General features: G+C 73.7%; 11 protein-coding genes. 7 read left to right on the top strand and 4 right to left on the bottom strand.

Translation table 11 applies throughout. The annotated features are described in order from the left end of the window. Positions 1-82: 82 nt before the first annotated feature. The 3 genes from K4B79_RS35515 (at position 83) to K4B79_RS35505 (ending at position 2,697) form a co-directional block, all read left to right on the top strand. On the top strand, positions 83-673 hold the full coding sequence (locus K4B79_RS35515; RefSeq protein ID WP_232031507.1) for a TetR/AcrR family transcriptional regulator: 591 nt from the start codon (positions 83-85) through the stop codon (positions 671-673). Next, complete coding sequence (locus K4B79_RS48715) at positions 670-1,368, top strand: carboxypeptidase-like regulatory domain-containing protein (protein ID WP_374208542.1); 699 nt, start codon at positions 670-672, stop codon at positions 1,366-1,368. The genes K4B79_RS35515 and K4B79_RS48715 overlap by 4 nt, the downstream gene beginning before the upstream one ends. Before the next feature lie 147 nt (positions 1,369-1,515). Further along, positions 1,516-2,697, top strand: a complete 1,182-nt coding sequence (locus tag K4B79_RS35505; RefSeq protein ID WP_269464358.1) for a PP2C family protein-serine/threonine phosphatase — start codon at positions 1,516-1,518, stop codon at positions 2,695-2,697. Positions 2,698-2,730: 33 nt separating this feature from the next. On the opposite strand, the gene K4B79_RS35500 is transcribed toward K4B79_RS35505, so the two are convergent. After that, positions 2,731-4,653, bottom strand: a complete 1,923-nt coding sequence (locus tag K4B79_RS35500) for an ABC transporter ATP-binding protein (RefSeq protein WP_232031549.1) — start codon at positions 4,651-4,653, stop codon at positions 2,731-2,733. Positions 4,654-4,920: 267 nt separating this feature from the next. Between K4B79_RS35500 and K4B79_RS35495 the strand changes: the two genes are divergently transcribed. Beyond that, positions 4,921-5,913, top strand: coding sequence for a lysylphosphatidylglycerol synthase transmembrane domain-containing protein (locus K4B79_RS35495; RefSeq protein ID WP_232031503.1), 993 nt, complete (start codon positions 4,921-4,923; stop codon positions 5,911-5,913). Between the two features lie 58 nt (positions 5,914-5,971). After that, on the top strand, positions 5,972-6,736 hold the full coding sequence (locus K4B79_RS35490) for a crotonase/enoyl-CoA hydratase family protein (protein WP_232031501.1): 765 nt from the start codon (positions 5,972-5,974) through the stop codon (positions 6,734-6,736). On the opposite strand, the gene K4B79_RS35485 is transcribed toward K4B79_RS35490, so the two are convergent. From K4B79_RS35485 to K4B79_RS35475, 3 genes are read right to left on the bottom strand one after another with little or no spacing between them, the layout of a single operon-like run. Beyond that, positions 6,723-7,946 (bottom strand): NAD(P)/FAD-dependent oxidoreductase, encoded by a 1,224-nt coding sequence (locus tag K4B79_RS35485; protein ID WP_232031499.1) that lies wholly within the window; start codon positions 7,944-7,946, stop codon positions 6,723-6,725. The genes K4B79_RS35490 and K4B79_RS35485 overlap by 14 nt on opposite strands. Further along, positions 7,943-9,334 (bottom strand): FAD-dependent oxidoreductase, encoded by a 1,392-nt coding sequence (locus K4B79_RS35480; protein ID WP_232031498.1) that lies wholly within the window; start codon positions 9,332-9,334, stop codon positions 7,943-7,945. Before K4B79_RS35480 ends, K4B79_RS35485 begins: the two co-directional genes overlap by 4 nt. Next, positions 9,331-10,770 (bottom strand): FGGY family carbohydrate kinase, encoded by a 1,440-nt coding sequence (locus K4B79_RS35475; protein WP_232031496.1) that lies wholly within the window; start codon positions 10,768-10,770, stop codon positions 9,331-9,333. Before K4B79_RS35475 ends, K4B79_RS35480 begins: the two co-directional genes overlap by 4 nt. A gap of 288 nt (positions 10,771-11,058) precedes the next feature. On the opposite strand from K4B79_RS35475, the gene K4B79_RS35470 reads away from it, so the two are divergent. Next, positions 11,059-12,054, top strand: a complete 996-nt coding sequence (locus K4B79_RS35470; RefSeq protein ID WP_232031494.1) for a hypothetical protein — start codon at positions 11,059-11,061, stop codon at positions 12,052-12,054. Positions 12,055-12,104: 50 nt separating this feature from the next. Beyond that, positions 12,105-13,643 carry an amino acid permease gene (locus K4B79_RS35465; protein WP_232031493.1) on the top strand — a complete coding sequence of 513 codons (1,539 nt, stop codon included), beginning with the start codon at positions 12,105-12,107 and terminating at the stop codon, positions 13,641-13,643. Positions 13,644-13,670: the final 27 nt, after the last annotated feature.

Below are 13,670 nucleotides of genomic sequence, written 5' to 3'. Positions count from 1 at the left end.
GTTTTCGTAGTTTTCGGAGTAAGGTCGGGGACATGAGAACCGTCCGTACGAAACCGTTTCGTTCACACGGGAGGTGAGTGGGATGACGGAGGTCGCAGCACCCCGTCGCGGTCGGATCACACCGGAGCGCGAGGCGGAGCTGTACGCGGCCGTGCTCGACCTGCTCCGGGAGGTCGGCTACGACTCGCTGACCATGGACACCGTGGCCGCGCGCACCAGAGCCAGCAAGGCGACGCTGTACCGGCAGTGGGGCGGCAAGGCCGAGCTGGTCGCCCGGGCGATGCGCCACCACAAGCCCGGCGGCGTCGCCGACACCGACACCGGGTCGCTGCGGGGCGACTTCTACGCCCTGCTGTCGCACGAGGACGACACCGACCTGGAGGAGAGCTCCGCGTTGATGCGTGCTCTGGTCATGGCCATGCACCACAACCCGGACCTCAGACGGGCCTTCCGCGAACTGCTCATCGAACCGGAGGTGGACGAGTTGAGCCGGGTGCTCCGGCGCGCCGTCGACCGCGGCGAGGTCCGGGCGGACAACTCCGCGCTGGACTACGTGCCCCACATGATGATCGGTGCCTTCATCACCTGCGCCATGATCGAGAACCGGCCGCCGACACAGGCGTTCTTCCGGTCCTACCTCGACGCCGTGGTCCTCCCCCCTCTCGGCGTGTGAACCCCACCCCCAGTCCCCGGCAGCGCCCGATTCCCGACGCGTTCGTCGTCCGGACGGCCATCGTCCCGGCGGTCCTGGCCCTGCTGGGCAAGGCTGCCTGGTGGCTGCCGAAGTGGCTGGACCGCGCCCTGCCCGACGTGGACGTCGAGGGCGAGGGCCTGCGCGCGGAGGCCGAGCGGGAGAGCGCGGACTCCGAGGTTGCGGCCACGGCGTCCCAGCCGCAGCCGCAGCCGCAGCGCGAACTGGCGCTCGTGGGCGCCGGAGGGCTCCGGAAGCGGGCGTCGGCGTACGCCCCGGTCGCAAGCGGGGACCCGACCACCGCCCCGGCCGGGCCGTCCACCGGCGGCCAGGTCCGTGGCCCGAAAGGCGCGGGCGTGGACGGTGCCACCCTGACGCTGATCTCCCTGTCGGGGCGCCAGCTCGGCCGGACCCTCGCCCGTACCGACGGCCGGTACACGCTGCCGACGCCGGGCGCCGGCTCGTACGTCCTGATCGCGGCGGCCGACGGCCACCGCCCGCAGGCCGCCACCGTGGTGGTGGGCGAGGAGCCGGTGACGTACGACGTGCGGCTCTCCGGCACCAGCGGGCTGGCGGGCACCGTGACCGACGGGGACGGCGGGTGGCCGGTCGAGGGCGCCCTGGTCGTTGTCACCGATGTGCTGGCGACGGTCACGTCCGACCACGAGGGCGCCTGACGGCGGGCGCGTGGCCCGGCACGGCAGGCCGCACACCCACCGCCCCGACGGAGCTGCGTGCGGGGGCCGGGTGCGGGTACCCGGCCCCCGAGCGGGAAGGAGGCTCACACCGTGGCGGAGGGTGCCGCAGCGTCGCTGATACGGCTGATGCAGGCCAGCCACACGGTCACCCTTGAGCAACTTCCGGACCTGATCGCCCGGCACGCCGCCGCGGCCGGGATGCACGACACGGCCGTGCTCGTCGTGGACATCCGTGAGACGGTGCTGCGCCGGCTCACCGGCACGGGACCGGACGCCGGTGGCGGCGGGCAGGAGTACACCGTCCAGGGCAGCCTGCCCGGCCAGGCCTACCAGCGGGTGGACCTGATCAACGAACAGGAGCGGACCGGCGGTTCCCGGGACCGTCGCCGGTGGTGGGTGGCCATCACGGACGGCGTGGAACGGCTGGGTGTGCTGCGGGCGGACACCGACGGCGACGACGAACCCACACGTCGGGCACTGCGCGAACTGGCGTCGATGACCGCCCTGTTGCTGCTGAGCAAGCGGTCCTTCAGCGACTCCTTCGCCCGCCTGGTGCGCACCGAGCCGATGAACGTGGCCGCGGAGATGCAGTGGAACCTCACACCGCCGAACGCCTTCGCCGGGCACGACGCGACCGTGGGAGCCGTGATGGAGCCCGCCTACCAGTTCGGCGGTGACGCCTTCGACTACGCCGTGGCCGACCGCACGCTCCGCCTGGCGGTCTTCGACGCCATGGGACACGACACCACGGCCGGGATCACCGCCAACGTCGCCGTCGCCGCCTGCCGCAACGCCCGCCGCCAAGGGGCGTCCCTCGTCGGCACCGGCCGGCAGGTGGAGGAGACCCTGGTCGAGCAGTTCGGCACGAGCCGCTACGTCACGGGCATCCTGGCCGAACTGGACCTCGCGACCGGCCGGCTGACGTGGACCAACCGAGGTCACCCGCTGCCGATCCTGCTGCGCGACAACCGGTGGACCACCGAACTGACCTGTCCCCCGGCCGGCCCGATGGGCGCGGCCCTCGGACTCCCCGTGCACCAGCGGACCGAGCAACTCCAGCCCGGCGACCGCCTGTTGATGTACACCGACGGCGTCGTCGAGGCGCGCGACGCCCGCGGCAGGCGGTTCGGCCGGGACCGGTTCATCGACTTCGTCCGCCGTCAGCACTCCGGCGGACACACCCTCCACGAGACCCTGCGCCGCCTGATGGCAGCCGTACTGGACCATCACGACGGCACGCTGGAGGACGACGCCACCGTCCTGCTCACCGAGTGGCGCGGCGGGCATCAGGAGCAGCTCGTCCCCTGAAAGGTGCCCGGCGGTGAAGCCCTGCCGGAACCCCTACGTGGGGATGGTGACCCGGTGCGTCCCGTTCGCCGCCACGGCGGCGTCCTGCGCCTGTGCCTGCGGGGCGCGGGCGAACTGGGTCCGGTGGAGTTCGGCGTAGCGGCCGTCGGCGGCGAGGAGCTCCTCGTGGGTGCCGCGTTCCACGATGTGGCCGGACTCCACGACCAGGATCTGGTCGGCGCCGCGGATGGTGGAGAGGCGGTGGGCGATGACGACGGCCGTCCTGCCCTCCAGGGCCTCGGCGAGGGCTTCCTGGACTGCGGCCTCCGAGGTGTTGTCCAGGTGGGCGGTGGCCTCGTCGAGGATGACGACGCGCTGGCGGGCCAGGAGGAGGCGGGCGATGGTCATGCGCTGGCGTTCGCCGCCGGAGAGCCGGTAGCCGCGCTCGCCGACGACCGTGTCGAGGCCGTCGGGCAGGGACCGGACCAGGTCGTCCAGGCGGGAGCGGCGCAGGGCGTCCCAGACCTCCTCCTCGGTCGCGGCGGGCCGGGCGAGGAGGAGGTTGGCGCGGACGGTGTCGTGGAAGAGGTGGCCGTCCTGGGTGACCATGCCGAGGGTGCCGCGCAGCGAGCCGGCGCTCAGGTCGCGGACGTCGACGCCGCCGACGCGTACGGCGCCCTCGTCGACGTCGTACAGGCGCGGCAGCAGCTGGGCCACCGTCGACTTGCCGGCGCCGGAGGAGCCGACGAGGGCGACGGTCTGGCCGGGTTCGGCGCGGAAGGAGATGCCGTGCAGGACCTCGGTGCCGCCGCGGGTGTCGAGGGCGGCGACCTCCTCCAGGGAGGCGAGGGAGACCTTGTCGGCGGACGGGTAGCCGAAGCGGACGTGGTCGAACTCGACGGCGACCGGGCCGTCGGGCACCTCTCGGGCGTCCGGTTTGTCCTCGATCAGGGGCTTGAGGTCGAGCACCTCGAAGACGCGCTCGAAGCTGACGAGGGCGCTCATCACCTCGACGCGGGCGCCGGCGAGTGCGGTGAGCGGCGCGTACAGGCGGGTCAGCAGCAGGGCGAGGGCCACGACGGCTCCCGGGTCGAGGGTGCCGCGCAGGGCGAACCAGCCGCCGAGGCCGTAGACCAGCGCCAGGGCCAGGGCCGAGACCAGGGTGAGGGCCGTGATGAACACGGACTGGGCCATGGCGGTCTTCACACCGATGTCCCGGACGCGGCCGGCGCGGTCCGCGAACTCCGCGGACTCCTCCTCGGGCCGGCCGAAGAGCTTGACCAGGGTGGCGCCGGGGGCGGAGAAGCGCTCGGTCATCCGGGTGCCCATGGCCGCGTTCAGCGCCGCCGCCTCCCGCTGCATGGCGGCCATCCGGCGGCCCATGCGGCGGGCCGGGATCACGAACACCGGCAGCAGCACCAGGGCGAGCAAAGTGATCTGCCAGGACAGGGTCAGCATCACGGCGAGGGTGAGCAGCAGCGTGACCAGGTTGCTCACGACTCCGGAGAGGGTGTTGCTGAAGGCGCGCTGGGCGCCGATGACGTCGTTGTTGAGTCGGGAGACCAGCGCGCCCGTACGAGTGCGTGTGAAGAACGCGACCGGCATGCGCTGCACATGATCGAACACAGCCGTCCGCAGATCGAGGATGAGCCCCTCCCCGAGCGTCGCCGACAGCCGCCGGCCGAGGATGCCGAGCGCCGCCTCCGCGACCGCGATCAGGGCGATGAGCAGGGCGAGCCGGACGACCGTGCCCTCGTCACCGCCCGACACGATCGTGTTGACGACGCGGCCGGCGAGGACGGGGGTGGCGACGGCGAGGAGTGCGGTGAGCACCCCGAGCGCCACGAAACGGGCGATCCGGCGGTGGTGCGGGCGGGCGAACGTGCCGATGCGGCGCAGCGTGGCACGGGCGAGGGGGCGGCGCTCCTGCTGGGCGCTCATGACGCTCTGGAGCTGCGTCCAGGCTGTGGTCTCCATGCTCATGACGACGACGTTAGAACCTCAAGCATTCTTGAGGTCAAGCCGCGAAGAGTGGCGCGAAGAGTGGCCACTCACACAGTGACCCCCCACACAGCACCTCCCCCATACACCGCGATTCCCCGCACAATGGCATCCGGCACGTCCGTTCCCCGTGTGCCGTCTCCCCGCCAGAAGGATTTCCCGAAGGACTCGATGACCGCACGTAAGCCTCCGTCTCCGGTGACGCAACCCGCAGTTGGCACGGCATGGGGACCCTGTCCCGATGTGACTGCGGTACAACTCCCCGAAAGCACCCGTGTCTCCCCGGGACGACTCCCCCGACGCGTCCCGGCCCGCCGCCTGAGGCAGATCCTGTGCCTGCTGCCGCTCCTGCTGGTCTCCGTCGTGGCCGTGCAGCACCGCTCCGTGCTCGCCGAGGGCTTCCGTCATCTGCGCACGGCGGAGCTGCCCTGGCTGCTGGCCGCCGTCGGCGCCACCTGCCTGACCTGGGTGGCCGCCTCCTGCACACGGCAGGGCGCCGTGGTCGAGGCGCTGCCCAAACGCCGTTTGCTGGCCACGCAGTTCGCGGCCGGCGCGGCCAACCACCTGCTGCCCACCGGCCTCGGCGCGAGCGCGGTCAATCTGCGCTTCATGACGGTGTGCGGGCTGCCGCTGGCCCGCTCCTCCGCCGCGCTCGCGCTGTACCTGCTGGCCGAGACGGTGGGCCGGGTGGGTCTGCTGGCCGTGCTGCTGATCGCCTTCCCGGACGCGCTACGGCTCTCCGCGCTACTCCCGGAGAACGCCGCGGGCCCGCTCCTGCTGGCCGTCGGCGCGGTCCTGGTCGTCGCGGCGGTCGTGCTGGCGTCGGTACGGCGGCTGCGGACGGCCGCCGTCTCCTTCCTGCGCACCGCCCTCGGCGAGGCGCGCGAGGTGCACACCCGTCCGGCCCGGGCGCTCGCCCTGTGGGGCGGCTCGCTCGCCTTCCCCGCGCTCCAGGCCTCCGTACTGGTCGCCGTGGGGCAGGCGTTGAGCCTGCCGGTGCCGCCCGCGCACATGGCGGTCGCGTATCTGGCGGCGACGGTGGCGGTCGCGCTGATCCCCACCCCGGGCGGCATCGGCTCCGTCGAGGCGGCGCTCGTCGTGGCGCTGGTGGCGGCGGGCGGCCCGGCAGCCGTGGCGACGGCCGTGGTGCTGGCGTTCCGGATCATCACCGTCTGGCTGCCGCTGCTGCCGGGGGCGTTGACGCTGGGCGCGCTGGTACGGATGAAGGTCATCTGAACGCGGCCCCGACCCGCGGGTAATCTGGCGGACCCGACCCGCCGAAAGGGGCTCCGCCATGCCGGTCCGCACCGAACACGAGGGTCACGTCACCACGGTCGTCCTCTCCCGCCCCGCCGTCCGCAACGCGGTGGACGGCCCCACCGCCGCCGAACTCACCGCCGCCTTCCGCCGGTTCGAGGCCGACGAGGAGGCCCGGGTGGCGGTCCTGTGGGGTGAGGGCGGCACGTTCTGCGCGGGCGCGGACCTCAAGGCGCTGGGCAGCGAGCGCGGCAACCGGGTCGCGGAGGACGGTGACGGCCCGATGGGGCCGACCCGGCTGCGGCTGTCCAAGCCGGTGATCGCCGCGGTCGCGGGGCACGCCGTGGCCGGCGGCCTGGAGCTGGCGCTCTGGTGCGATCTGCGGGTCGCCGAGGAGGACGCGGTCTTCGGGGTGTTCTGCCGCCGCTGGGGCGTCCCCCTGATCGACGGCGGTACGGTACGGCTGCCCCGGCTGATCGGCACGAGCCGCGCGCTGGACATGATCCTCACGGGACGGCCGGTACCGGCCCCGGAGGCCTACGCGATGGGCCTGGCCAACCGTCTCGTCGCCCCCGGCACCGCCCGCGCCGAGGCGGAGCGGCTCGCCGCGGAGATCGCCCGCTTCCCGCAGGCCTGTCTGCGCGGCGACCGGGCCTCCGTCCTGGACCAGGAGGGCCTGGACGAGACGGCCGCCATGCGGGGCGAACTCCGGTACGGCATGGACGTGTTGGCGGAGGGTCTGGAGGGTGCCGCGCGGTTCGCCTCGGGTGCGGGACGGCACGGATCCTTCACCGACCTGTGAGCCCCACCCGCACCGGCCCGCCCTCCGGGTCGACGCGGGAGGTCCAGCGTGCCGTCAGCCGGAGCGTGCGGTTCGGTACCGCCGCCCCGATCCGTTCACGGTGCAGGGGCCGGCCGTCCTGGGTGACCTCGGCGACGGCCCCGGACAGGAAGGCCGTGGTCCGCAGGACGTACGGCAGGCTGTCGGCCGGGACGACACGGTTCGGAGCGATCCAGCGCAGGGGCGGGTCGACGACCAGGGGGACGCCGTCGGGCCACCAGGTTCCGGCGAGCGTGTCCAGCACGGCGCTCGCCACGTGGGCGCCCTCCCGGGCCGCGGTAGCCGCGCTCTCCACGGCGTGCAGGACGCTGCCGGCGGCGAACACGCCCGGCCGCGAGGTGCGCAGCGAGCCGTCGACGGCCGGGCCGCGGGTTCCGGCATCGAGGGTCAGCCCGCCGCGCCGGGCCAGTTCGTGGTCGGGCACGAAGTCGCCGGTGAACACGACGGTGTCGCAGGGCAGTACCGCCGTCCTGCCGTCGCGGTGCCGCACGCGCACGCCCGACAGCCGTCCGTGGCCCAGGAGTTCGGCCACGGTGGTGTCGGTCAGCAGCGGAACGCCGTGCCGCAGACGGGAGTCGAGGGCGCGGGCGGGTGCGGTCTGGGCCCGGGGCAGGTCCGTGACCAGCGCGACGACCTGGGCTCCTGCGGTCCGTACGGTGTCGGCGGCGGCGTAGGAGACGTCCTCCGCGCCGACCACCACCGCCCGGGCGCCGACGTGCTGTCCGTACAGGTGGACCGCCTGCTGCAGTTCGCCCGTGGTGTACACCCCGGCGGGCCGGGTGCCGGGCACCAGCCGTGCGGCGCGCGGCCGTTCACGGGCGCCGGTGGCCAGGACGACGGCCCGGGCGGCGATCGTCCCGGGACCGTGCGGGCCGACGGTGTGCAGGGCCCGGGGCCCCGCCCAGTCCAGGGCGGTCACCCCGGTGCGCACGACGGCACCGGCCCGTTCGGCCCCGGCGGCGAGGAGGCGGGCGTACGCGGGGCCGGTCAGCGGACGCGACCATGTGCCGAAGCCGCCGTGGGCGCAGTGCCGTGGCACTCCCCCGGCCCGCTGCTCCCGGTCCAGCACCTCCACGCGGCCCGCACCGGCGGCGGCGAGCCGGGCGGCGGCCGCGAGTCCGGCGGGCCCGGCGCCGACGACGAGGACGTCGACCTCGCGTACGGCCGTCATGACCTGGCCTCTTCCCACAGCGCCCGCACCGCCGCCCCGCAGAAGAACCCCTGGCAGCGGCCCGCCCGGGCCCGGGTGCGGCGGCGCAGGCCGTCGAGGCCGGCCGGGGGGATCGTGGCGGCGAGGGCGTCGCGGATCTCACCGCGGGAGACGCGCTCGCAGTGGCAGACGAGCGTGCCGTACTCGGGGTCGGCGGCGATGAGTTCGGGCCGCTGGTAGGGGCGCGGAAAGGTCTCGCCGAGGTTGGGCATGCGGACCGGTTCCAGTTCCCGGGTGGGTCCGAGACCGGGGAGCAGGCCGGTGACGTACGAGGCGATGGCCAGTGAGGCCGTCAGTCCGGTGGAGCGGATGCCGCCCACCGTGACGTACCCCTCCTCGGGGTGGGCGGTGATGCGGTAGTCGTCCTGCTCGGTGGCGGCCCGCAGGCCCGCGTAGACGGCGGTGACCTCCTCCTCCAGCAGGGCGGGCAGGATGCGGCCGCCCTGCTCCCGCAGCAGCGCGAGCCCCTCGGCGGTCGAGCCGGTGTCCCGCTTGTCGTCGAGGTCCTCGGCGGTGGGGCCGAGCAGGACGTTGCCGTACACGGTCGGGGCGACCAGGACGCCCTTGCCGAGGGCCGTGGGGACGGGCAGCAGGATGTGGCGGACGAGGGAGCGGGCGGGCTTGTCGAAGACGAGGAGCTGTCCCCGGCGCGGGGTGACGGTGAAGTCGTCGTGGCCGAGGGCGCGGTCGAGGGTGTCGGCGTGCAGCCCGGCCGCGTTGACCAGCAGGCGGGTGCGCAGGGTGCCGCGGGAGGTCGTCAAGTGGTGTACGCCCTGCTCGTGACGGGCCGCGCCCACCCGGCAGTCGAGGTGCAGGTCGACGCCGGCCCGCACCGCCTGGGTGGCGTACGCCAGGGTCGTCGTCCAGGGGCAGATGATGCTCTCCCCGGGCACGTGCAGGGCACCGAGGGCGCCGGGACCGAGGGCCGGTTCGCGGGCGTACAGCTCGGCGGGACCCAACAGCCGGGCGTCCGGGTACTGGTTGTGCTCGGCCTTCTCCAACAGGCCGGGCAGCGCGGCGTGTTGGTCCTCGTCCCACGCCACGAGCAGGGCGCCGACGGGCTCGACGGGGATGCCGGACTCGGCGGCGTACGCGGCGAGCAGCCGGGCGCCCTCGCGGACCAGCCGCGCCTCCAGGGAGCCGGGGACCGCGTCGAAACCGGTGTGCAGGATCGCGGTGTTGGCCTTCGAGGTGCCCTGTCCGACGTCGTCCTGCGCCTCCACCAGGGCGACGCGCAGACCGGGGTGGCGGGAGAGTTCGCGGGCGACGGCCGAGCCGACGACTCCGGCGCCGACGACCGTCACGTCGTACGTCGTGGCGGGCAGCGGTCCGTGCGAGGTGACCGTCACCCGGGCGCCCCGTCGAGCAGGGTCGCCACGGCGGCGCGGAAGCGGTCCAGGAGGGCTGCGGCCGCGTCGGCCGAAACGCGCGGCTCGTACACGGCGGCGGGCTTCCAGTCCGGCAGCGCCTCGGCCAGGTCCAGGCCGGGGTCGGCGCCGAGGCGGGCCAGGGCGCCGACGCCGAGCGCGGTGGCGTCGGGCAGCGCGGACACCTCCACGGGGCGTTGCAGCAGGTCGGCCTGGGTCTGCATGAGAAGCGCGGAGCGGGTCAGGCCGCCGTCGACGCGCAGCACGTCCAGGGGCGCGCCGAGGTCGGTCGCGGCGGCCTCGGCGAGCAGCACGACCTGCGCCGCGAGCCCTTCGCACAGGGCGCGCACCACATGCCCGGGACCCGTGTCGAGGCCGAGTCCGGTGAGCGAGCCGCGCAGGTCGCCGCGCCACCAGGGGGCGGCGAGCCCGGCCAGGGCCGGCACGAAGGTGACCCCGCCGCTGTCCGGTACGGCGCCGCCCACCGTGTCGAGGTCCGCGGCGCCCCGGACGACGCCGAGGTCGGTGAGCCAGCGGACGGCGGAGGCGGCCGTGTAGACCTGCCCGTCCAGGCAGTAGGCGGTACGTCCGCCGAGCCGCCAGGCGACGCAGCTGACCAGCCCGGAGGTACCGCGCCGGGGTGTGTCCCCGGTGTGGGCGAGGAGGAACGCCCCTGTTCCGTAGGTGCACTTGGCGCCGCCGGGCGAGGTGATCCGCTGGGCGAGCAGGGCGGCCTGCTGGTCGACGGCGAGCCCGGTGAGCGGGATCTCGGGCCCGAAGACGGTGGTCGTCCCGACGAAGGCGGCATTGTCGACGACCTCCGGGAGACGCTCGTCGGACAGCCCGTACAGCTCCCGCGCGCGGGGCGACCAGGCCGCCCGGTCCAGGTCGAGGAGCTGGGTGCGGCCGGCGGTCGCCGCGTCCGTGACGCAGGCGCCGGTGAGGCGGTGGACGAGCCAGGCGTCGCTGGTGGTGACGGTTCCCCCGCCGGTCAGGTGCCGTCGTATCCAGGCCATCTTGGGGGCGGCGAAGTACGGGTCGAGCGGCAGGCCGGTGAGGTGGCGCAACTCCTCGGCGTGATCGGCGAGTTCGGCGCACACGGTTTCCGCTCGGCGATCCTGCCAGACGAGGGCGTCGGTGAGCGGCAGACCGGTGGCGGGGTCCCAGGCGAGTACGGTCTCGCCCTGGTTGGCGAGGCCCAGCGCGGCGACGGGTTCCCCCGCCTCGGCGAGCGCCCGGCTCCCGGCGTCGACCACGGAGTCGTAGAGCTCGCGGGGGTCGGCCTCCACCAGGCCGCCGGGCAGATGGCGGGGCCGCACCTCGGCGAGCGCGCTGCCGATGACGCCGCGTTCGGGACAGATCACCAGGGCCTTGGTGCCGGACGTGCCCTGGTCGACGGCGAGCACCGGACCCGTCATCACGCCCTCCCCTGAGTGATCGCCGGTCCGACAGCCTGCCGTCGTCGCTCGCGTCGCGTCAAGGGCCCCTCACCTGCGACGACCTCACCTCGTTCACTGGTTGATGGCCAGTCAAATGGTCTTGTGTGCAAAAGAGTTCGCAAGGATCAGGGAACCGCGGGTGTCACGCATACCGCACCCCTATAGTGACCGCCGTCCCACGTGATCTCCTCAACTCCCGCCCAGAGGAGGGATGTTGTTACTCCAGCCCGCTGTCCTGCCCGACCCTGAGTCCGGGGCGGGCGGCTGATGGCCAGAGACGGAGCACGACCCGCCTACGACCCCGCGGGGCCCGACACCGAGTTGCGCGCCGCGCTGCAGGAGGTGCGCACCGGGCGCTGGATGTCGATGCGCACCCTGCTGGAGGACACCGCGACCTGGTGGCAGTGGACGCAGCGCACCCAGGTCCTGGCCGCGGCGGCGGCCGGCACCGACGTGGTGCGGGCCTGGCTCGCCGAGGAGCCGCACAGCGTCCCGGCCGCGGTGATGCAGGCCCGGGTGGCCGTGGAGCGCGCGTTACGGGCCCGGCGCGAGGAGCATCGCCGTACGCACGAACTGTGGATCGAGGCCTGGGACGTCAGCGACGCCGCCACCCGGGCCGCGCCCCACGACCCGGTGCCCTGGGTGTGCCTGCTGGCGCTCGCCCAGCTGGACCGCAGGCAGCTGTGGGAGGAGCACCGGGTCCCGCCGCCCGCTCCGATGCTGCCGGCCGGCCCGTGGGGTCTGCTCGCCGAGGCCGACAAACGCGACCCGCACAACCGCGAGGCCCACCACCGGGTGCTCCAGTTCCTGTACGCGCAGGCGGGCGGCGAACGCCTCGCGGAGGCGTCCGGCTTCGCGCACTGGGTCGCCGACACCGCACCGCCGGGCTCCGCACTGCACGTCCTGCCGCTCTACGTCCGGGTCGAGCGCTACCGGCGCGGCGGCGGGCACTCCGCCGCCCTCGATCTGCACTGGGTCGCCGAGGACGCCATCCGCGAGGCCCAGCGGGCGTACGTCGACTGGTTCGAGCGCTCCACCCCCGTCGAACGCACCCCGCTCGACCTCAACCATCTGGCCCACGCCCTGTGGGGAGCGCTGCGGTTCGAGGACGCGGCCCGGGTCTTCGAGGCGCTCGGCCCCTACTACACGCCCCTGCCCTGGGCCCACCGCACCACCGACCCGGGCGACCGGCCCCAGGCCGTGGAGGTCTTCCTCCGGGCCCGTACGCGCAGCCGGTCCGCGGCCCACGACCCGGGCTCCTGACAGCCACCCCCTGTCCCCTCCCCCGCCTTCCCCCCGTTGGAGGTCGCCGTATGTCACCCACCCCCGACCCATCGACAGTTCCGACAGCACCGGGAGCACCGCACCACGACGAGGAGCGACGCCTGCGCGAACTCGGCTACCGGCCGGTGCTGGCCCGCCGCATGGGCGGTTTCGGCAACTTCGCGATCAGCTTCTCGGTGATCTCCATCCTGTCCGGCTGCATGACCCTGTACGGCTTCGGCATGGGCGCCGGCGGACCCGCGGTGATGCTGTGGGGCTGGGCGGGCGTCGGTCTGTTCGTGCTGTGCGTGGGACTCGCGCTGGCCGAGGTCACCAGCGCGTATCCGACATCCGGCGCCCTGTACTACATGGCCGACCGGCTCGGCGGCCGCCGCTGGGGCTGGTACACGGGCTGGCTGAACCTGCTCGGCCTGCTCGGCGCGATCGCCGGCATCGACTACGGCGCCGCCCTGTTCACCGGCGCCTTCCTGAACCTCCAGTGGGGCTTCGAGCCGACGCCGGAGAAGACGATGCTGATCTTCATGGCGATCCTGCTGCTGCACGCCGTGCTGAACCTGTTCGGGGTGCGGCTGGTCTCCGTGCTGAACTCGATCTCCGTGTGGTGGCACCTGGCGGGTGTCGCGCTCATCGTCGGCACGCTGGCGATCGTCCCCGACCACCACCAGTCCCCGTCCTTCGTCTTCACCGAGTTCGTCAACGACACCGGCTGGTCGAATCCGATCTACGTCGCCGCGATCGGCCTGCTGCTCGCGCAGTACACGTTCTCCGGCTACGACGCCTCGGCCCATCTGTCCGAGGAGACCTCCAACGCCTCGGTGGCGGCCGCCAAGGGCATCGTGCGCTCGATCTGGGTGTCGTGGCTCGCGGGCTTCGTGCTGCTGGCGGGACTCACCTTCGCGATCCAGGACTACGACGCCACGCGGGCCAGCGAGACCGGGGTGCCGCCCGCGCAGATCCTGCTCGACGGGCTGGGCACGGACGGCGCGAGCGCGCTGCTGCTCGTCGTGATCGTGGCCCAGCTGTTCTGCGGCAACGCCGAGGTCGCGGCGGCCAGCCGGATGGTGTTCGCGTTCAGCCGTGACAAGGCCCTGCCGGGCTCCGCGCTGTGGCGCAAGGTCAGCGACCGCACCCGTACCCCGGTCCCCGCCGTGTGGCTGTCGGTCGCGGTCGCCTGCGTCCTCGCCCTGCCCTCGCTGTACTCGCCCACCGCGTACGGCGCGGTGACGGCCATCAATGTCATCGGCATCACACCGGCGTACGCCATTCCCGTCCTGCTGCGGCTGCGCGCGGGCGACCGTTTCCAGCCAGGTCCCTGGAATCTGGGGCGGTGGAGCAAGCCGATCGGATGGACGGCGGTGACGTGGGTGGCCTGTGTGACGGTCCTGTTCTGTCTGCCGCAGTCCTCGCCGGTGACCGTGGACACCATGAACTACGCGTCCGTCGCCCTGGCCGTCGTGCTGCTCCTGGCCACCGTGTGGTGGTTCGTCGCCCGCCGCTCGTACGGGACGCCCACCGCGGCCGCCTACTCCGACCGGGAACAGGCCGAACTGGCCGAGGGCATCGTCTGAAACCCGGCGATCCGGCGCCGGGCGCGG

Source organism: Streptomyces lincolnensis (assembly GCF_021173675.1).
GTDB classification, from domain to species: Bacteria; Actinomycetota; Actinomycetes; order Streptomycetales; family Streptomycetaceae; genus Streptomyces; species Streptomyces lincolnensis_B.
This window is presented reverse-complemented; position numbering and strand designations above follow the sequence as displayed.